This is a genomic window from Burkholderia sp. FW306-1C-G01B (assembly GCF_058781685.1).
The window spans coordinates 23,988-43,594 of record NZ_JBYSWZ010000020.1 but is presented as its reverse complement, the minus strand read 5'-3'; the positions used below and the strand labels follow the sequence as shown (position 1 = coordinate 43,594).

Here is a 19,607-nt window from a genome sequence, read left to right as displayed (position 1 = left end):
CGGCCGCCGTAGGCTGCCGGCCGCTGCGGCAGGTCACTCCGCTCCCGGAAAGGAGGGGGCGTAAGCGCTGCATGCCGCGGCTCGCGGGTCGTTCGGGCGTCATATTAGCCTAAATTGCTATCTGCTGCGGGCAGCGATAGTAGCCGCTACGCGAGTAGGGGTACGACGCGACGTTCGACCGTTGTGCCCCGCAGGTGGAGGCCGGCTCGCGAATTACAAGGGGGTGGCATATATGTAGCGATTCGGGGCGCCGGACACGCGCCGGCTGGCAGGGTTGTTCGCATTGGTGCGAACAAACGGTCGCATTCATCCGCAAGCGGTGATAGAATATGCCGTGACGGGCCTCCTCGCATGGTGGGGCGGTGAACCTGGTCAGGTCGGGAACGAAGCAGCCACAATCGTTTTCCGCCAGTGCCGAGGGTCGGGCTCGTCACCTTCCTTCTCGCCCCGTTCGCAGGGCGTTTTTTATTTCCGCGTCACAGTCCGTTTTACCTGCACTTTGCCCGTCTTTCGCACCGTTTCGCGTGTCGGCGCAACGCAGCGTTACTGATACAATTTCCCGATGACCTATCAAGTTCTCGCACGCAAGTGGCGTCCGAAGGATTTCGCTTCGCTCGTCGGCCAGGAGCACGTCGTCAGGGCGCTCACGCACGCGCTCGACGGCGGGCGTCTCCATCACGCCTATCTGTTTACCGGAACCCGCGGTGTCGGCAAGACGACGCTGTCGCGGATCTTCGCGAAGGCACTCAACTGTGAAACCGGCGTCACGTCGCAGCCGTGCGGCGTGTGCCGTGCCTGTCGCGAGATCGACGAGGGGCGTTTCGTCGATTACGTGGAGATGGATGCCGCGAGCAACCGCGGCGTCGACGAAATGGCCGCGCTGCTCGAGCGCGCGGTGTACGCGCCTGTCGATGCGCGCTTCAAGGTCTACATGATCGACGAAGTGCACATGCTGACGAACCACGCGTTCAACGCGATGCTGAAGACGCTCGAAGAGCCGCCGCCGCACGTCAAGTTCATCCTCGCGACGACCGATCCGCAGAAAATTCCCGTCACCGTGCTGTCGCGCTGCCTGCAGTTCAACCTGAAGCAGATGCCGGCCGGGCACATCGTGTCGCATCTCGAACGGATCCTCGGCGAAGAGCGGATCACGTTCGAGCCGCAGGCGCTGCGCCTGCTCGCGCGTGCCGCGCAGGGCAGCATGCGCGACGCGCTGTCGCTCACCGACCAGGCGATCGCCTATTCGGCGAACGAGGTGACCGAGTCGGCCGTGTCGGGCATGCTCGGCGCGCTCGACCAGACTTACATGGTGCGCCTGCTCGACGCGCTCGCGGCCGGCGGCGGCCCGGAAATCCTCGCGATCGCCGACGAGATGTCGCTGCGCAGCCTGTCGTTCTCGACCGCGCTGCAGGATCTCGCGAGCCTGCTGCACCGGATCGCATGGGCGCAGTTCGCGCCGGGCTCGGTGCTCGACGAATGGCCGGAAGCGGCCGATCTGCGCCGCTTCGCGGAGACGCTGAGCCCCGAGCAGGTGCAGTTGTTCTATCAGATCGCGACGGTCGGCCGCGCGGAGCTCGGCCTCGCGCCGGACGAGTACGCCGGTTTCACGATGACGCTGCTGCGGATGCTCGCGTTCGAGCCGGCCGTTGCCGCCGGCAGTGCGCCGGGCGGCCAGCCGTCCGTGCCGCGTGCAGTGCCGGGCCCGCGCGCTGCCGCGGCTTCGGCCGCTGCGGCGAAGCCGGTATTGGCTGCCGCCGCCGACGCAGTGCGTCCACAGGCTGCCGCGCCGGCTGCCCCCGTTGCGCCGGTCGCGCCGGTCGTGCGTTCAGCGCCGGCGCAGTCCGGCGCCGAAGCGAGCCGGCCGGCCGTGAAGCCGGCTGCAGCTCAGGCATCCGCGCCGGCTCCGGTTGATGCACAAATTGTCGAGGCGCCGCAGCCGGAAGCGAATGCGGCGCCGGCCGGCGATATGCCGCCACCGGCCCGCAAGGAACCCGAGCCGCCTGCCGCTGCCGCCGTTGCGCAACGAAACGACGAACCGGCTGCGCCGGCCGAACCGGTGCCGCGTGCTGCGCCGCCCGAGCCCGCCGCGCGTCCGGCATCGCGCGCAGGTGGTGCCGCCGCCGCGCTCGACGTGCTGCGCAACGCGGGGATGCGTGTGTCGTCCGACCGTGCGCGGGCAGGCGCCGCCCCGAAGCCGGCGGTCCAGCCGGCCGCCGAGAAGCCGGCCGCGCCGCGTCCTGCCGTGCAGGTGCCGACGCCGCGCGCTGCCGCCCGTGCGCCGCAGGCGGCCGATTCGCGCCAGGCTTCGCCGCCGTGGGAGGACATCCCGCCGGACGACTACGTGCCGCTCAGCGCCGACGAGATGTTCGGCGGGCCCGACGATGGCTTCGTCCCCGTGTTCGACAGCGGTCCCGACGATGTGCGCGTGGCGCCGCAACTGGCGGAAGCGCGTCCGGCCGCGCCGGTCGACACGCGTCCGTTGCCGCCCGCGATCGCGCTTGATCCGGTCGGTTTCGACGGCGAATGGCCGGCGCTGGCCGCGCGGCTGCCGCTCAAGGGCGTCGCATACCAACTCGCGTTCAACAGCGAACTGACGGCCGTCGATGCGACGACATTGAAACTTTCCGTGCCGGTGCCGCAGTACGCGGACGCCGCGCAGGTCGCGAAGCTGAAGGCCACGCTGGCCGATGCGCTCGGCAAGCCGGTCGAAGTGGCGGTCGAGGTCGGGCCTGCACGACGCACGGCGGCGGCGCTCGACGCGGCCGCGCGCGCGGCTCGCCAGCGCGAGGCCGAGCAGGAGATTCATGGCGACCCGTTCGTCCAGCAGCTCGTGCACGACTTCGGTGCGCGCATCGTCGAGGGCTCGGTGCGTCCGCTCGCCGATTCGGCGCCGGACGGCCCGCCGCCGACGCTGCATTGAACTGACCGCACCGCGACAGGCACAATCACGCCCGCACACACTGGCCGGCACGCTCGGCGTGCCGGTTTTCACACGATCAAGAAAGAAGGAGTATTCCCATGTTGAAAGGCAACCTCGCCGGACTGATGAAGCAAGCGCAGCAAATGCAGGAAAACATGAAGAAGATGCAGGAGCAGCTTGCGCTGATCGAAGTCGAAGGGCAGTCGGGGGCGGGCCTCGTCAAGGTGACGATGACGTGCCGCAACGAAGTGCGTCGCGTGTCGATCGACCCGAGCCTGCTCGCGGACGACAAGGACATGCTCGAGGATCTCGTCGCGGCTGCGTTCAACGACGCAGTGCGCAAGGCAGAAGCGACGTCGCAGGAAAAGATGAGCGGCATGACGTCGGGCCTGCCGCTGCCCCCGGGCTTCAAGCTGCCGTTCTGAGCGCGGCGTCCTTGCCACTGTTTGCCGCCGTATGAAACAGCCGTCCGCCCTGTCCGCTCTCGTCGAAGCACTACGCGTGCTGCCCGGCGTCGGGCCGAAATCCGCGCAGCGCATGGCGGTCCACCTGATGCAGCACGACCGCGAGGGCGCGGAGCGGCTCGGCCGGTCGCTGCTGTTCGCGACCGAGCACCTGCAGCACTGCGAGAAGTGCAACACGTTCACCGAAGCGCAGATCTGCGAGGTCTGCAGCGACGAAGAGCGTGATCCGACGCTGCTGTGCGTCGTCGAGACGCCTGCCGACCAGATCATGCTCGAGCAGACGATGACTTACCGCGGGCTGTATTTCGTGCTGATGGGGCGACTGAGCCCGCTCGACGGGATCGGTCCGAAGGAAATCCATTTCGACCGCCTCGTGCGGCGCGCGTCCGACGGAATCGTGAAGGAAGTCGTGCTCGCGACCAACTTCACGAACGAGGGCGAAGCTACCGCACACTACCTCGGCCAGACGCTGAAGGCGCGCGGCCTGGCGGTCACGCGCCTCGCGCGCGGCGTGCCGGTGGGTGGCGAGCTCGAATACGTCGACGCGGGCACCATCGCCCGCGCGATGCTCGACCGCCGCACGATGTAAGCCGGGCGCCGCCTGCCGGCGGCGCCGTTCCTCATGCCAGGGAGACACATGAGCACCAGCCAGGGCCCGCTCGCGGGCGTCAAAGTGCTCGAATTCGGAACGCTGATCGCGGGGCCGTTCGCGTCGCGGCTGTTCGCCGAATTCGGCGCGGAAGTGATCAAGATCGAGGATCCGAACGGCGGCGACCCGCTGCGCAAGTGGCGCAAGCTCCATCCGGAGCAGGGCGGCACGTCGCTGTGGTGGTCCGTCCAGGCGCGCAACAAGAAATCGGTCACGCTCAACCTGAAATCCGATGCCGGCAAGGCGGTCGCGCGGCAGCTCGCGAGCGAGGCCGACATCGTGATCGAGAACTTCCGTCCGGGCCTGCTCGAAAAGCTCGGGCTCGGTTACGACGTGCTGTCGGCCGACAACCCGGGCCTCGTGATGGTGCGCCTGTCCGGCTACGGGCAGACGGGCCCGTACCGCGACCGGCCCGGCTTCGGCGCGATCGCCGAATCGATGGGCGGGCTGCGCCACATCACCGGCTATCCCGACCTGCCGCCGCCGCGCATCGGCATCTCGATCGGCGATTCGATCGCCGCGCTGCACGGCGTGATCGGCGCGCTGATGGCGCTCCATCACCGCAAGGTCAACGGCGGCGCGGGGCAGGTGGTCGACGTTGCACTGTATGAAGCCGTATTCAACATGATGGAAAGCGTCGTGCCCGAATACGGCGTGTACGGGATGGTGCGCGAGCGCACCGGCGCGTCGCTGCCGGGCATCGTTCCGTCTAATACCTATGCGTGCCGCGACGGCAGCATCGTGATCGGCGGCAACAGCGACCCGATCTTCAAGCGGCTGATGAAGGCGATCGAGCGCGACGACCTCGCCGACGATCCCGCGCTCGCGCGCAACGACGGGCGCGTGCCGCGTACGCAGGAAATCGACGACGCGATTGCCGAGTGGCTCGCGCCGCGCACGATCGACGATGCGCTCGTCGTGCTCAACGCGGCCGACGTGCCGGCCGGGCGCATCTACAGTGCCGCGGACATGTTCACCGATCCGCAGTTCGTCGCGCGGCAGATGATCCAGCGCTTCAAGCTCGCCGACGGCACCGATATTCCGCTGCCGAACATCACGCCGAAGCTGTCGGACACGCCGGGCGAAACGCGCTGGCTCGGGCCCGAGCTCGGCGAGCATACGGACGAGGTGCTGCGCGGCCTCGGCTACGACGCGCAGGCGATTGCCGCACTGCGCGACGCGGGCGCGATCTGAGCGCAGAACGCCGCCGCTCGATGCGGCGGCGCACCGTGCGCAATCGCCCGTCCGCGGCCGCCGGACTGTCGCTCTCGCGCCATCTTTCCTCGGTTACAATCGCCGGATGCGAATCCTACTCAGCAACGACGACGGCTATCTCGCCCCCGGTCTCGCCGCGCTCAGCGAAGCGCTGCAGCCGCTGGCCGAACTCACGGTGATCGCGCCCGAGCAGAACTGCAGCGGCGCATCGAATTCCCTCACGTTGTGGCGGCCGCTGTCGGTGCAGCGCGCGACGGGTACGGGTTTCTTCTACGTGAACGGCACGCCGACCGATTCGGTGCACGTCGCGTTGACGGGGATGGCCGACGCGAAGCCTGACCTCGTCGTGTCGGGGATCAACAACGGCCAGAACATGGGCGAAGACACGCTCTATTCGGGGACAGTTGCAGCGGCCACCGAAGGCATCATGTTCGGCGTTCCCGCCATCGCATTCTCGCTGGCCGACAAGGGCTGGACCCATCTGGCGGACGCCGCGCGTGTCGCCGCGGAAATCGTCGAGCACTTCCTCGCGAATCCGCTGCCGGGCCAGCCGCTGCTGAACGTCAATATTCCGAACCTGCCTTACGACGAACTGAAGGGCTGGAAGGTCACGCGCCTCGGCAAGCGTCATCCGTCGCAGCCGGTGATTCGCCAGACCGACCCGCGCGGCGAGCCGGTCTACTGGATCGGGGCGGCGGGCGCGGCGCTGGACGCGAGCGAGGGCACCGATTTCCACGCCGTCGCAAACGGTTTCGTTTCGATCACGCCGCTGCAGCTCGACCTCACGCATACGCAGATGCTGCCCGCGACGCGCGAATGGGCGCGCGCCGGAGGGCGGGCTTCATGAGCGGCGAGCGCGCGAAGCGGTTCCCGCTCGCGCTCGAAGATCTCAAGCGAGCGCCACGCAAATCGGAAGGTCGGGCCGGTGAACGCCATGCGGCGGTCGCGGCGCCGAAGGCCACCGACAAGCCCGCGGCCGTGCTGAAACCGGTTGCGGTAAAGCCGGCTGCCGGCCGGGCGCCGCTGTCCGGTTCCGCCGCCGCGAAGCCTGCGACCGCGCCGAAGCCGACCGCGTTGAAGCCTGCGCTGCCGAAGCCGGCCGCGCCGAGCGTCGCGCCGGCCGGCGCGTTCGCGCTCACGTCGGAACGTGTGCGCGAGCGGATGGTCGAACGGCTGCGCGCGAACGGCGTGACCGACGCGCGCGTGCTGGAGGCGATGGCCGCGGTGCCGCGCCACATGTTCGTGGATCCTGGGCTTGCGACGCAGGCCTATGAAGATTCGGCGTTGCCGATCGGCCATCAGCAAACAATTTCAAAGCCGTCGGTCGTCGCGCGCATGATCGAGCTCGCGATGGCCGGCCGCACGCTCGAGCGCGTCCTCGAGATCGGCACGGGCTGCGGCTACCAGGCAGCCGTGTTGAGCCACGTGGCACGCGACGTGTATTCGATTGAACGCATCAAGCCGCTCTACGAGCGCGCGAAGCTGAACCTGCGCCCGCTGCGCGTGCCGAACATCCGTCTGCACTACGGCGACGGGCGTGTCGGCCTGCCGTCCGCGGCCCCGTTCGACGCGATCGTGATCGCGGCGGCGGGGCTCGACGTGCCGCAGGCGCTGCTCGAGCAGCTTGCGATCGGCGGGCGGCTCGTCGCGCCGGTCGGCGCGCAGAGCGGGCAGCACCAGGTGCTCACGCTCGTCGAGCGCGTCGCGCACGCGCAATGGCGAGAGTCCCGGCTTGATCGCGTTTTCTTTGTCCCTTTAAAATCCGGAGTGATTTGAAACCGATGAGTATGTTGCGCGCGATGCAAAACAACCGATCCAGGGAACCGCTCACGTTCGCCCAGCGCGCGATCTGTGTGGCTGCGTTCTCCACGCTACTGGCCGCCTGTGCGACGCGGCTCGACAACGCGCCCGTCGTCGACCGCTCCGGGTCGCTCGGCACGACGGCCGCCGCGCAGCCCGCGGTGCCGCTCGGGCCGCCGCCGCCTGGTTACTACCGGGTGAAGCCGGGCGACACGCTGTACCGGATCGCGCTCGAGAACGGGCAGAACTATCGCGACATCGCGTCGTGGAACAACCTGACGAACCCGAACCAGATCGAAGTCGACCAGTTACTGCGCGTTGCGCCGCCGGGCGGCGCTGGCGCGGTTGCGGGCGCACCGGCCGCCGCTCCGATCGCGGGCGCCGCCGTTGCGACTGCGCCGCTCAGCAGCGGTCCCGCGACGCCGGCCGCCGGCACGTCGTCCACGCTCGCAACGCCGCCGGCTGCGGCCACCGGGTCGAGCGACACGGCGGCGGCCCCGAGCGGCCCCGTGACGTTCGCGTGGCCCGCGCGCGGCCCCGTGCTGAACGGGTTCGACGACGCGAAGAACAAGGGTGTCAACATCGGCGGCACGGCCGGCGAGGCCGTGAAGGCGGCGGCCGACGGCCGCGTCGTCTATTCGGGCAACGGCCTGCGTGGCTACGGCAACCTCATTATCATCAAACACGATGCAACTTACCTCACGGCGTATGCACACAATCGCGCTTTGATGGTAAAAGAGGGGGACGCGGTAACGAAGGGGCAGAAGATCGCCGAGATGGGTAACAGCGATGCCGACCGCGTGATGCTGCATTTCGAGGTTCGCCGGCAGGGTAAGCCTGTCGATCCGCTGAAGTATTTGCCGCCTCAATAACCGAGACGACCATGCCGAAATCGAAGCGCCACGAGCCGCAAGCCGAGTCTGAGAAGATCAGTCGTGCCACGCAAGCATCGGCGGGGCGAGCTGGCGCTTCGACGGACGATGACGACGACGTCGCGGAAAACGAACGAGATCTCGAGGCACGCGACGCCGAGGCGGACGGTGGCGACGACGAGCGCGAAGGCCGCGCGGAAGCCGCGCCCGACGTCGACGATTTCCGCACGCTGCTGCAGGCCGAGCTCACGGCCGACACGATCCAGCATTACCTGAACCGCATCAGCGTGAAGCCGCTGCTGACCGTCGAGGAAGAGCAGCGCTATTCCCGGCTCGCCAAGGCTGGCGAATTCGAGGCGCGGCAGGTGATGATCGAGCGCAACCTGCGTCTCGTCGTCAGCATCGCCAAGGGGTATCTGAACCGCGGCGTGCCGCTGCTCGACCTGATCGAGGAGGGCAACCTCGGCCTGATGCACGCGATCGAGAAATTCGACCCGACGCGCGGTTTCCGCTTCTCGACCTATGCGACCTGGTGGATCCGGCAGAGCATCGAGCGGGCGATCATGAACCAGGCCCGCACGGTGCGCCTGCCCGTGCACGTGATCCGCGAACTGAACCAGGTGCTGCGCGCGAAGCGCCACCTCGAAAAGAATTCGATGTCGACGGGCGAGGCGGCCGAGCGCCGCGAAGCCAGCATCGACGACATCGCCTATCTCACCGGCAAGACCGCCGAGGAAGTCACCGACATCCTCGCGCTCAACGAGCACACGGCGTCGCTCGACGCACCGCTCGACCTCGATCCCGCGAGCAGCCTGCTCGACCTGCTGCCCGACGACCAGAGCCAGTCGCCCGACGCCGAGGTGCAGCACCGCGAGCTCGAGACGCTGACGCGCGCGTGGCTGTCGCGGCTGTCCGACAAGCATCGGCATGTGATCGAGCGCCGCTTCGGCCTGAACCACATTGAACCGGCGACGCTCGAAGAGCTCGCCGACGAGATGGGGCTCACGCGCGAGCGCGTGCGGCAGATCCAGCAGGAAGCGCTGGTGCGCCTCAAGCGGTTTTTCGCCTCCAACGGCGTGCGCAAGGACGCCGTTCTGTAACCGATGACTCCGATTCTTGTTTTTGACATCGAGACGATTCCCGATGTCGACGGCATTCGCCGTCTGGAAGACCTGCCCGCGACGCTCGACGATGCCGCGGTGGCCGAACATGCGTTCGCCGCACGGCGCGAGAAGACCGGCGGCGATTTCCTGCCGCATCACCTGCAGCGTATCGCGGCGATCTCGTGCGTGTTCCGCGACAACAACGGCTTTCGCGTCCGCTCGCTCGGCACGCCGCAGGACAACGAAGCGACGCTGATCCAGTCGTTTTACCGCGTGATCGAGAAATACACGCCGCAGCTCGTGTCGTGGAACGGCGGCGGCTTCGATCTTCCGGTGCTCCATTACCGCGCGCTCGTGCACGGTATCCCCGCGACCCGCTATTGGGATCTCGGCGAGGACGACCGCGAGTTCAAGTGGAACAACTACATCTCGCGCTATCACTCGCGGCATACCGACCTGATGGATGTGCTCGCGATGTATCAGGCGCGCGCGAACGCGCCGCTCGACGCGCTCGCGAAGATGTGCGGCTTTCCGGGCAAGCTCGGGATGGACGGCAGCCAGGTGTGGCCGGCGTTCCAGGACGGGCGGATCGAGGAAATTCGTAATTATTGCGAGACCGACGTCGTCAATACGTACCTGCTGTATTGCCGGTTCCAGTTGATGCGCGGCGGCCTGACGCAGAGCGAGTATGCGGACGAGATCCTGCTCGTGAAGAACGCGCTCGCGCAGGAACCGGCGTCGCACTGGGCCGAATACCTGGCCGGCTTCGCCGCGTAGCGCGGGCGGGCGCGATCAAGCGAGTTCGAGCAGCGCCGGCTGGTGATCCGACGCGCGCACGTCGCCGTCGATCTCGCAGCGCATGACGCGCGGCAGCAGCGTATCCGTCACGAACACGAAGTCGCACGCGAGCGGCCCCTCCGACCATTGCACCGTATCGTAGACGCCGGCTGTCGGCGGCGGCGTGCTGCCGGGATGCCGCGCGACCCATGCGTCGACGAAGCGCGGGGCGTCGGCGATCGGCTCCAGGAAGCGCCGGTACGCATCGCTGCCGAACGCGCTGTTGAAATCGCCGCAGACGATCGCATCGCGCGGCTGGCCGGTCGCGCTGAACGGTCCCTCGGCAGTTTCGGCGGGCGCGGGCCGTTCCGCGTGCGCGCAGGCCTCGCGATGCCGGGCGCGCAGCGCGTCGACCTGCGCAAGCCGCTGGCGCGCCGAATAGTATTCGAGGTGCGTGGTAACCACGCGCAGCGGGCCGAACGGCGCGTGCAGCTCGACGTCGAGCGCGATGCGCGGCATCGACGGCGCGCCGGCGTCGGCCGGCCACGGCAGTAACTGGCGCAGCACGCGCCCGACCGGCAGCCGGGTCGCGATCGCATTACCGAACTGGCGGCGCGGTACGCCCGGTTCGAGGGCCGGCAGGTCCGCGCCGATGGCTTCGACGATCGTATAGCCGGGCAGCAGTGCCGCGAGTTCGACGAACTGGTCGGGGCCGGGCCTGCCGGGCAGTGCGCCGAAGCCGCGCGTGACTTCCTGCAGGCACAGCACGTCGAAATCGCCGAGCCGGCGGATCGCCGCGACGGTGCGCGAAAGGTCGACAACGCCGTTGGCGTCCCGACCCCATTGGATGTTCCAGTCGATCAGTTGCATGGTCGAATCTCCTGTCGGGCGGATCTCTGGTTCCCGGCCTCTCCTGACTGGTTCGCATCCCGCCGGCTGCGGGCGTTCCTGGGCTATTCGCCGGGCCGTCCCGGCGCAATGCGTGGCCGTCTATGCTTAAGTGTCGGCGCTTGCCCGATGCAAAGCGGCCGATGCGGGCCTTCGTCGTCTACAATCTCGCCTTCTTCAACGTTTGTCAGGAAAAGCTGGTGTCCGAAGCCGTCCCCACTTCTGCGCGCAAATCGAAAAATGCGCCCGTCGCGCCCGGGATCGCCCCGGTTCTCGAGATCGAATCGCTCGACATGGAAGCGCGCGGTGTCGGCCGCACGATGACCGAGGGCGGCGAGCCGGGCAAGGTCATCTTCGTCGAGGGCGCGCTGCCCGGCGAGCGCGTGACCTATTCGAGCTACCGCCGCAAGCCGAGCTACGAGCAGGCGACGGTTGTCGATATTCTGCGCCCGAGCGTGATGCGCACGCAGCCGAAATGCAAGTTCTTCGGCACCTGCGGCGGCTGCTCGATGCAGCATCTCGACATGCGCGCGCAGGTGGCGGTCAAGCAGCGCGTGCTCGAAGACAACCTGTGGCACCTGGCGAAGCTGCGTGCGGAAACGATGTTCGCGCCGATCCACGGCCCGTCGTGGGGTTATCGCTACCGGGCGCGCCTGACTGTGCGCAACGTGGCGAAGAAGGGCGGCGTGCTGGTAGGGTTCCACGAGAAGAAGAGCAGCTACGTTGCCGACATGACGAGCTGCGAGGTGCTGCCGCCGCACGTGTCGGCGATGCTCGTGCCGCTGCGCCGGCTCGTCGAGGGGCTGTCGATCCGCGATCGGATGCCGCAGATCGAGCTCGCGGTCGGCTCGGAGGTCACGGCGCTCGTGCTGCGCGTGCTGGAGCCGATCAACGCGGACGACGAAGCGTTGCTGCGCGCGTTCGCGGACGAGCACAAGGTGCAGTTCTGGCTGCAGCCGAAGGGCCCCGACACGGTGACGCCGTTCTATCCGCTCGACGTGTCGCTCGACTACACGCTGCCGGAGTTCGGCATCCGCATGCCGTTCAAGCCGACCGACTTCACGCAGGTCAACCATCAGATCAACCGCGTGCTGGTGGGCCGCGCGCTGCGCCTGCTCGCGCCGTCGCGCGACGACCGCGTGCTCGACCTGTTCTGCGGGATCGGCAACTTCACGCTGCCGCTCGCGCGCCTGTCGCGCGAGGTGATGGGCATCGAGGGCAGCGAAACGCTGACGACGCGCGCGCTCGCGAATGCGCGCGAGAACGGTGTCGACGGCCATACGACGTTCGCGTGCCGGAACCTGTTCGAAGTGACGGGCGACGACATCCGCGCGCTCGGCGCATTCGACAAGTTCCTGATCGATCCGCCGCGCGAAGGCGCGCTCGCGGTGTCGAAGGCGCTGGCCGAGATTGCGCAAAGCGGCGAAGGCCCGCTGCCGAAGCGGATCGTCTACGTGTCGTGCAACCCGTCGACGCTTGCGCGCGACGCGGGCCTGCTCGTGCACGAGGCCGGCTACCGGCTGAAGGGCGCCGGTGTCGTGAACATGTTCCCGAATACGTCGCACGTCGAATCGATCGCGCTGTTCGAGCGCGACTGAGCCGGGCGGTGGACGTAAAAAAACCGGCCCTCGGGCCGGTTTTTTCATGGTGCGTGGCGAACGTCAGTTGCGGTTGCCGCCGAAGATGCCGAGCAGCGCGAGCAGATTCGTGAACACGTTGTACAGGTCGAGGTAGATCGCGAGCGTCGCCGAGATGTAGTTCGTCTCGCCGCCGTTCACGACGCGCTGGACGTCGAACAGCATGTACGCCGAGAAGATCGCGATCGCGAGCACCGACACGGTGAGCATCAGTGCCGGCAACTGCAGGAAGATGTTCGCGACCGACGCGAGCAGGATCACGATCACGCCCATGAACAGCCATTTGCCGAGCCCCGAGAAATCGCGCTTGCTGACGGTGGCGATCGTCGCCATCGCGGCGAAGATGATGCCGGTGCCGCCGAACGCAAGCATGATCAGCGACGGGCCGTTCGAGAAACCGAGGATGAAGCTCAACAGCCGCGACAGCATCAGGCCCATGAAGAACGTGAAGCCGAGCAGCACGAACACGCCGGCCGCGCTGTTCTTCGTCCGCTCGATCGCGAACATGAAGCCGAACGCGATCGCGAAGAACGCGAGCAGGCTCATCATCGGGCTCGTGGCCGCGAACAGCGAGAAGCCCGTCGCGACGCCGACCCAGGCGCCCAGCACGGTCGGCACCATCGATAGCGCGAGCAGCCAGTACGTGTTCCGCAGCACGCGGTTGCGAACCTCGGCGGTGCTGACGGAACCGCCGCGACCGAAATTGTACGGATAGTCGTTCATGGTTTCTCCTAACATGGAACGCGTGGGCGTCCGGGGCCGGTTCGGCGCGCGCGGTGTGCGGCGCAGCAAACCGGAGCAGCTATGGCTAAGATACGTTCCGCGCCGCGAGGTTTCAATGGCTGCGCGGCGCGAAACATATGGATTCGGAACCTTTCACGTGTGTAAGGGTTCAATCGCAATGATACACGGGATCGTGCTACAATAGCGGATTCATTTGAACCTGTAACTTCTTAATTTCTTGGAGTTTTTATGGCAATCGAGCGCACCCTGTCGATCATCAAGCCGGATGCGGTGGCAAAGAACGTGATCGGCCAGATCTACAGCCGTTTCGAAGGCGCCGGCCTGAAGATCGTCGCATCGCGCATGGCGCACCTGTCGCGTGCTGACGCAGAGAAGTTCTACGCGGTTCACGCAGCGCGTCCGTTCTTCAAGGATCTCGTCGATTTCATGATCTCGGGCCCGGTGATGATCCAGGTTCTGGAAGGTGAAGGCGCGATCCTGAAGAACCGCGACCTGATGGGCGCAACGGATCCGAAGAAGGCGGAAAAGGGCACGATCCGCGCCGACTTCGCCGACAGCATCGACGCGAACGCCGTGCACGGCTCGGACGCAGCTGAAACGGCTGCTGTCGAAATCGCGTTCTTCTTCCCGGAAATGAACGTTTACTCGCGTTAAGCTCTGGCTGGCAGCAGGTAGGCAGGATTCAGCGCACGCGGCAAGGCAGCACATCATGACGAGCGAAACTTCCGTCAATCTTCTCGACTTCGATGCCGAGGGTCTTGTCGCGTACTGCGGCAGCCTCGGCGAGAAGCCGTTCCGCGCCAAGCAGTTGCAGCGCTGGATCCATCAGTACAACGCCGGCGATTTCGACGGCATGACCGATCTCGCGAAGTCCCTGAGGGAGAAACTCAAGGGCCGCGCGTCGATCGTGATGCCGGATATCGCCAGCGATCACGTTTCCACCGACGGCACGCGCAAGTGGCTGATCGACGTCGGAAACGGCAATGCGGTCGAAACCGTGTTCATCCCGGAAGAGACGCGCGGCACGCTGTGCGTGTCGTCGCAGGCCGGGTGCGCGGTCAACTGCCGCTTCTGTTCGACGGGCAAGCAGGGCTTTTCCCGCAACCTGTCGACAGCCGAAATCATTGGCCAGCTGCGGATGGCCGAATTTGCATTGCGAGCGTCGCTGGGCCGCGCGCCCGGCCCGAACGGCAAGGCCGAACGGGTCGTCACCAACGTGGTGATGATGGGCATGGGCGAGCCGCTCCTGAATTACAGCGCGGTCGTGCCCGCGATGCGGCTGATGCTCGACGACAACGCGTACGGCCTGTCGCGCCGCCGCGTCACGCTGTCGACGTCCGGCGTGGTGCCGATGATGGACCGCCTCGGCGCCGAGCTGCCGGTCGCGCTGGCCGTTTCGCTGCACGCGCCGAACGATGCGCTGCGCGACGAGCTGGTGCCGCTCAACAAGAAGTATCCGCTTCGCGAGCTGATGGCCGCGTGCCAGCGTTATCTGAAAGTCGCGCCGCGCGATTTCATTACGTTCGAATACTGCATGCTCGACGGCGTCAACGACACCGAAGCGCATGCGCGCGAACTGCTGGCCGTCACGCGTGACGTGCCGTGCAAGTTCAATCTGATCCCGTTCAATCCGTTTCCGGAATCGGGCCTCATCCGCTCGAAGCCGGAGCAGATCAAGCGTTTTGCACAGGTCCTCATCGACGCGGGTGTCGTCACGACCGTGCGAAAGACGCGCGGCGACGATATCGATGCCGCGTGCGGCCAGCTGGCCGGCGCGGTGAAGGACCGCACGCGCCTCGCGGAACGAACGGGCGCAGCAGCAAAAATCATCGAAGTTCGGGCGGTTTGACGGGGCGCCTAAGCTGGGGGTGCCTAGCCGAGGATGCCCGAACCTCTTGGCGGTACAACACGCGAATAGCGATCGGTCGCGGCGCCACGGCGCCGCGCATGGTATGAACAGTTGCGGGTGCCGGCCGGCGGGGAGCCGGCGGCGGCCGCCAGTGAAGAAGAATCGACGCGAGGACAAGGATGAGTGAGCCGCAGCCGACTAACGGCGCAGAGACGAATGCCGCAAAACCGGCACCGGCGGGACTGGAATCGCTGTCGGCGGTCGGCAGCCGGCTGGCGCAGCTTCGGGAGACGAAGGGCTGGACGGTCGACGACGTATCGGCGCGGCTCAAGGTCGCACCGCAGAAGCTTCGGGCGCTCGAGGCCGGCGACATCAGTCATTTGCCTGGCGTGACGTTCGCGCTCGGTGTCGTGCGCAGCTACGCGAAGATGCTCGGCGTCGATCCGGAACCGTTCGCGCAGGCGCTGCGTCGCGAGCGCGGGGTGCCGGAAGTCGATCTGTCGATGCCCGCATCGTCGGGGACGGATCTGCCGCGCGGCCGAGTGTCGATTCCGCTGGGCGGCTCGTCGCACCACCACCCGTGGCTGTGGGGAACGGCGATCGTCGTCGTCGCAGTGGTTGCCGTACTGATGTGGCACACTGGCGGCGATTCGTCGAGCCTGCTCGCGCGCTTCAAGGGCGGCGACGCGGAACATGCGTCGGCTGCGAGCGCGTCGGCGGCATCGTCGTCTTCCGTCGAAGAGGCGGCTGCGAGCGGCGCGTCGGCCGTAGCCGCTAATGAGGTTCCGGCCCCGGCCGCTGCATCTGCCGCCCCGGCACAGGCGATTGCGTCTGCTGTCCCGGCGCCCGTGGCCCCGGTCGCGGCGGCTGCATCGCAGCCCGTCGTGGCAACGACGGCCGCGAGTGCCGCTACGCCGGCCGAGCCGGCGAGCGTCGTGGTCGCGGCAGGCCAGTCGATGGTGGAACTGAAGGTCAAGCAGGATTGCTGGTTCAGCGTGCGCGACAAGAACGGCAAGGAGCTGTTCTCGGCACTGGTGCGGGCCGGCGAGACGAAGCAGGTCGCCGGCGACGGGCCGTTCAAGGTCACGATCGGCAACAAGGCAGGCCTCGACGCGGTTGCGTTCGACGGAAAACCTGTCGATCCGGCAAAATATTCGGCAGCGCGGGGTAATGTGGCGCGGTTCACGTTGCCCTGACGTCAAGCGCCGTGGCGAAGGCCTGTCGTCGATATCGGCAGGCCGTGAGGACACGGCGCTTTTTCAATTCATGCGCCGCGTTGCGGCGCATTCCGCGTAAATGGATCTATCGATGCAATCCGAAGCTCAATCCCCACGCAGCAGTCAGATTTGTTCAACCGAGCCGGTGTTCGGCGGGCATCAGCCGCGCCGCGTGTCGCATGCGGTGGATGTCCGCTGGGGCGGGCAGCTCGTGACGATCGGCGGCGCCGCGCCGGTGCGCGTGCAGTCGATGACGAATACCGACACGGCCGACGCGATCGGCACCGCGATCCAGATCAAGGAACTCGCGAACGCGGGCTCCGAGCTGGTGCGCATCACGGTGAACACGCCGGAGGCCGCGGCCGCCGTGCCGGCGATCCGCGAGCAGCTCGACCGGATGGGCGTGACCGTGCCGCTCGTCGGCGATTTCCACTACAACGGCCACCTGCTGCTGCGCGACTACCCGGGCTGCGCGGAGTCGCTGTCGAAGTACCGGATCAACCCCGGCAACGTCGGTCAGGGCGCGAAGCGCGATACGCAGTTCGCGCAGATGATCGAGGCCGCGGCCAAGTACGACAAGCCGGTGCGGATCGGCGTGAACTGGGGCAGTCTCGACCAGGACCTGCTCGCGCGCATGATGGACGAGAACGGCGCGCGTTCGCAGCCGTGGGACGCGCAAAGCGTGATGTACGAGGCGCTGATCCAGTCGGCGATCGGCTCGGCCGAGCGCGCAGTCGAGCTGGGTCTCGGCCGCGATCGCATCGTGCTGTCGTGCAAGGTCAGCGGCGTGCAGGACCTGATTGCCGTGTACCGCGAACTCGGCCGCCGCTGCGGCTTCGCGCTGCATCTCGGGCTGACCGAGGCAGGCATGGGCTCGAAGGGCATCGTCGCATCGACGGCCGCGCTCGGCGTGCTGCTGCAGGAAGGGATCGGCGACACGATCCGCATCTCGCTGACGCCGGAACCGGGCGCGTCGCGCACGGGCGAGGTGATCGTCGGCCAGGAAATCCTCCAGACGATGGGCCTGCGCTCGTTCGCGCCGATGGTGATCGCGTGCCCGGGCTGCGGCCGTACGACGAGCACGCTGTTCCAGGAACTCGCGATGCAGATCCAGACCTACCTGCGCGAGCAGATGCCGGTCTGGCGCAAGGAGTACCCGGGCGTCGAGAAGATGAACGTCGCGGTGATGGGCTGCATCGTCAACGGCCCGGGCGAATCGAAGCACGCGAACATCGGCATCAGCCTGCCGGGTTCGGGCGAAAACCCGGCCGCGCCCGTCTTCATCGACGGCGAGAAGGTCAAGACGCTGCGCGGCGAGCGGATCGCCGAGGAATTCCAGCAGATCGTCAGCGACTACGTCGCACGCAACTATGGCCGCGCCGACGCGGCAGTGAACTAATTCGTCAACACACACGATGACTGAACAGAAACGCAAGATCGAGAAACTCACCGGCGTCAAGGGCATGAACGACATCCTTCCGCAGGATGCCGGCCTGTGGGAATTTTTCGAGGCCACCGTGAAATCGCTGCTGCGCGCATACGGCTACCAGAACATCCGCACGCCGATCGTCGAACACACGCAGCTCTTCACGCGCGGCATCGGCGAAGTCACCGACATCGTCGAGAAGGAGATGTACAGCTTCACCGACGCGCTGAACGGCGAGAACCTGACGATGCGCCCGGAAAACACCGCGGCCGTCGTGCGCGCGTCGATCGAGCACAACATGCTGTACGACGGCCCGAAGCGCCTGTGGTACATCGGCCCGATGTTCCGTCACGAGCGTCCGCAGCGCGGCCGCTACCGCCAGTTCCACCAGGTCGGCGTCGAGGCGCTCGGCTTCGCGGGGCCCGATGCGGATGCCGAGATCATCATGATGTGCCAGCGCCTGTGGGACGACCTCGGCCTGACCGGCATCAAGCTCGAGATCAACTCGCTCGGCCTCGCCGAAGAGCGCGCCGCGCACCGCGTCGAACTGATCAAGTACCTCGAGCAGTTCGCCGACGTGCTCGACGAGGACGCGAAGCGCCGCCTGTATACGAACCCGCTGCGCGTGCTCGACACGAAGAATCCCGCGCTGCAGGAGATCGCGCAGAATGCGCCGAAGCTGATCGATTTCCTCGGCGACGAATCGCGCGCGCACTTCGAGGGGCTGCAGCGCCTGCTGCTCGCGAACAACATTCCGTTCAAGATCAACCCGCGTCTCGTGCGCGGCCTCGACTACTACAACCTGACCGTGTTCGAGTGGGTGACGGACAAGCTCGGCGCGCAGGGCACGGTCGCGGCCGGCGGCCGCTACGATCCGCTGATCGAGCAGCTCGGCGGCAAGCCGACCGCCGCGTGCGGCTGGGCGATGGGCATCGAGCGCATCCTCGAACTGCTGAAGGAAGAGGATCTGGCGCCCGAGCAGGAAGGCGTCGACGTGTACGTCGTGCACCAGGGCGAGACCGCCCGCGAACAGGCGTTCATCGCGGCCGAGCGCCTGCGCGACACGGGCCTCGACGTGATCTTCCACTGCAGCGCCGACGGCGCGCCGGCGAGCTTCAAGTCGCAGATGAAGCGGGCCGATGCAAGCGGCGCGGCATTCGCGGTGATCTTCGGCGAAGAAGAGGTCGCGAACGGCACGGTGGGCGTGAAAGCGCTGCGCGGTGCAGGCGAAGACGGGGAAAAGAACGTTCAGCAGACCGTACCGGTCGAAAGCTTGACCGAATTCCTAATCAATGCGATGGTTGCATCCGCCGAAGACGGCGACGACTGATCGCGCTGGCAATCGCTCGACAAGAAAGGCCTGAACAGGAAGGAATCGCTCGCCGATGAGTTATCACGACGAACAAGAATCGATTGAAAGTGTCAAGGCGTGGTGGGCCCGCTGGGGCAACCTCACCACGTGGATCGTGCTGGCGGCGCTCGTCGTCGCGGCCGGTTTCAACGGCTGGAACTACTGGCAGCGCCGTCAGGCTGCCGAGGCGTCCGGGCTGTACGAGCAGGTCCAGAAGGCCGCCGCCGCGAACGACAAGGCGACGATGGCTCGCGCGGCCGCCGACATGGAAGACAAGTTCGGCAGCACGCCGTATGCGCAGATGACGGCGCTGGCGGCCGCGAAGGTGCTGTACGCGGCCGGCGACTCCGCAGGCGCGAAGACGCAGCTGCAATGGGCCGTCGATCACGCCAAGGACGACGAGTACAAGCAGATCGCGAAGCTGCGTCTCGCGTCGCTGCTGCTCGACGAGAAGGCGTACGACGCGGGCCTCGCGCTGCTGTCGGGTACGCCGCTCGATGCATTCAAGGGCCTCGTGGCCGATCGCCGCGGCGATCTGCTTGCCGCGCAAGGCAAGACCGACGATGCGCGCGCCGCTTACAAGCTGGCGCTCGACGGCCTGTCGAAGGACGACCAGTCCGCGCGCCAGCTCGTGCAGTTCAAGCTGGACGCGCTCGGCGGCTGAACCCCGGTCCCCTCAACCTCTTAACTCTGCT

At 67.0% G+C, this 19,607-nt stretch carries 18 protein-coding genes and 1 other RNA gene; 17 read left to right on the top strand and 2 right to left on the bottom strand.

Going from position 1 to position 19,607, the window contains the following annotated elements; genetic code table 11:
- Positions 1–336: 336 nt before the first annotated feature.
- The 10 genes from ffs (at position 337) to AC3WLY_RS31130 (ending at position 9,800) form a co-directional block, all read left to right on the top strand.
- Positions 337–435: signal recognition particle sRNA small type (gene ffs / locus AC3WLY_RS31175), an RNA gene on the top strand.
- 127 nt (positions 436–562) lie between these two features.
- Positions 563–2,920, top strand: a complete 2,358-nt coding sequence (locus tag AC3WLY_RS31170; RefSeq protein WP_492308741.1) for a DNA polymerase III subunit gamma/tau — start codon at positions 563–565, stop codon at positions 2,918–2,920.
- Between the two features lie 98 nt (positions 2,921–3,018).
- Entirely contained in the window at positions 3,019–3,345 is a 327-nt protein-coding gene (locus AC3WLY_RS31165) for a YbaB/EbfC family nucleoid-associated protein (protein ID WP_006482124.1), read from the top strand.
- Between the two features lie 31 nt (positions 3,346–3,376).
- A complete protein-coding gene (gene recR, locus AC3WLY_RS31160) occupies positions 3,377–3,973 on the top strand; it encodes a recombination mediator RecR (RefSeq protein WP_034181272.1) in 597 nt (198 codons plus the stop codon).
- A 48-nt stretch (positions 3,974–4,021) separates the two neighbouring features.
- A complete protein-coding gene (locus tag AC3WLY_RS31155) occupies positions 4,022–5,227 on the top strand; it encodes a CoA transferase (protein ID WP_310141382.1) in 1,206 nt (401 codons plus the stop codon).
- A gap of 106 nt (positions 5,228–5,333) precedes the next feature.
- Positions 5,334–6,095 (top strand): 5'/3'-nucleotidase SurE, encoded by a 762-nt coding sequence (gene surE / locus AC3WLY_RS31150; protein ID WP_072437226.1) that lies wholly within the window; start codon positions 5,334–5,336, stop codon positions 6,093–6,095.
- A complete protein-coding gene (locus tag AC3WLY_RS31145) occupies positions 6,092–7,024 on the top strand; it encodes a protein-L-isoaspartate(D-aspartate) O-methyltransferase (RefSeq protein ID WP_175960909.1) in 933 nt (310 codons plus the stop codon). The genes surE and AC3WLY_RS31145 overlap by 4 nt, the downstream gene beginning before the upstream one ends.
- Before the next feature lie 5 nt (positions 7,025–7,029).
- Entirely contained in the window at positions 7,030–7,920 is an 891-nt protein-coding gene (locus AC3WLY_RS31140) for a peptidoglycan DD-metalloendopeptidase family protein (protein ID WP_310141390.1), read from the top strand.
- An 11-nt stretch (positions 7,921–7,931) separates the two neighbouring features.
- On the top strand, positions 7,932–9,020 hold the full coding sequence (gene rpoS, locus AC3WLY_RS31135) for an RNA polymerase sigma factor RpoS (protein ID WP_034181276.1): 1,089 nt from the start codon (positions 7,932–7,934) through the stop codon (positions 9,018–9,020).
- Between the two features lie 3 nt (positions 9,021–9,023).
- Positions 9,024–9,800 (top strand): 3'-5' exonuclease, encoded by a 777-nt coding sequence (locus tag AC3WLY_RS31130; RefSeq protein ID WP_034181277.1) that lies wholly within the window; start codon positions 9,024–9,026, stop codon positions 9,798–9,800.
- A 15-nt stretch (positions 9,801–9,815) separates the two neighbouring features.
- On the opposite strand, the gene AC3WLY_RS31125 is transcribed toward AC3WLY_RS31130, so the two are convergent.
- Positions 9,816–10,670 (bottom strand): endonuclease/exonuclease/phosphatase family protein, encoded by an 855-nt coding sequence (locus AC3WLY_RS31125; RefSeq protein WP_492308740.1) that lies wholly within the window; start codon positions 10,668–10,670, stop codon positions 9,816–9,818.
- A 218-nt stretch (positions 10,671–10,888) separates the two neighbouring features.
- Between AC3WLY_RS31125 and rlmD the strand changes: the two genes are divergently transcribed.
- Entirely contained in the window at positions 10,889–12,286 is a 1,398-nt protein-coding gene (gene rlmD, locus AC3WLY_RS31120; RefSeq protein ID WP_175960905.1) for a 23S rRNA (uracil(1939)-C(5))-methyltransferase RlmD, read from the top strand.
- Between the two features lie 63 nt (positions 12,287–12,349).
- On the opposite strand, the gene AC3WLY_RS31115 is transcribed toward rlmD, so the two are convergent.
- Complete coding sequence (locus AC3WLY_RS31115) at positions 12,350–13,048, bottom strand: Bax inhibitor-1/YccA family protein (RefSeq protein WP_006761414.1); 699 nt, start codon at positions 13,046–13,048, stop codon at positions 12,350–12,352.
- A gap of 249 nt (positions 13,049–13,297) precedes the next feature.
- Here AC3WLY_RS31115 and ndk point away from each other — a divergent pair, with 249 nt between their 5' ends.
- The 6 genes from ndk to AC3WLY_RS31085 all read left to right on the top strand — a co-directional run bounded on the left by ndk (position 13,298) and on the right by AC3WLY_RS31085 (position 19,576).
- Positions 13,298–13,723 (top strand): nucleoside-diphosphate kinase, encoded by a 426-nt coding sequence (ndk, locus tag AC3WLY_RS31110; RefSeq protein ID WP_006478674.1) that lies wholly within the window; start codon positions 13,298–13,300, stop codon positions 13,721–13,723.
- Positions 13,724–13,778: 55 nt separating this feature from the next.
- On the top strand, positions 13,779–14,918 hold the full coding sequence (gene rlmN / locus AC3WLY_RS31105) for a dual-specificity RNA methyltransferase RlmN (protein WP_034181281.1): 1,140 nt from the start codon (positions 13,779–13,781) through the stop codon (positions 14,916–14,918).
- Between the two features lie 179 nt (positions 14,919–15,097).
- Positions 15,098–16,114: a helix-turn-helix domain-containing protein gene (locus tag AC3WLY_RS31100; protein ID WP_492308739.1), complete on the top strand. Its 1,017-nt coding sequence runs from the start codon at positions 15,098–15,100 to the stop codon at positions 16,112–16,114.
- A 112-nt stretch (positions 16,115–16,226) separates the two neighbouring features.
- Positions 16,227–17,534 (top strand): flavodoxin-dependent (E)-4-hydroxy-3-methylbut-2-enyl-diphosphate synthase, encoded by a 1,308-nt coding sequence (gene ispG, locus AC3WLY_RS31095; protein ID WP_072437264.1) that lies wholly within the window; start codon positions 16,227–16,229, stop codon positions 17,532–17,534.
- Between the two features lie 16 nt (positions 17,535–17,550).
- Positions 17,551–18,891: a histidine--tRNA ligase gene (hisS, locus tag AC3WLY_RS31090; RefSeq protein WP_152857462.1), complete on the top strand. Its 1,341-nt coding sequence runs from the start codon at positions 17,551–17,553 to the stop codon at positions 18,889–18,891.
- Positions 18,892–18,946: 55 nt separating this feature from the next.
- Entirely contained in the window at positions 18,947–19,576 is a 630-nt protein-coding gene (locus AC3WLY_RS31085) for a tetratricopeptide repeat protein (protein ID WP_152857461.1), read from the top strand.
- Positions 19,577–19,607: the final 31 nt, after the last annotated feature.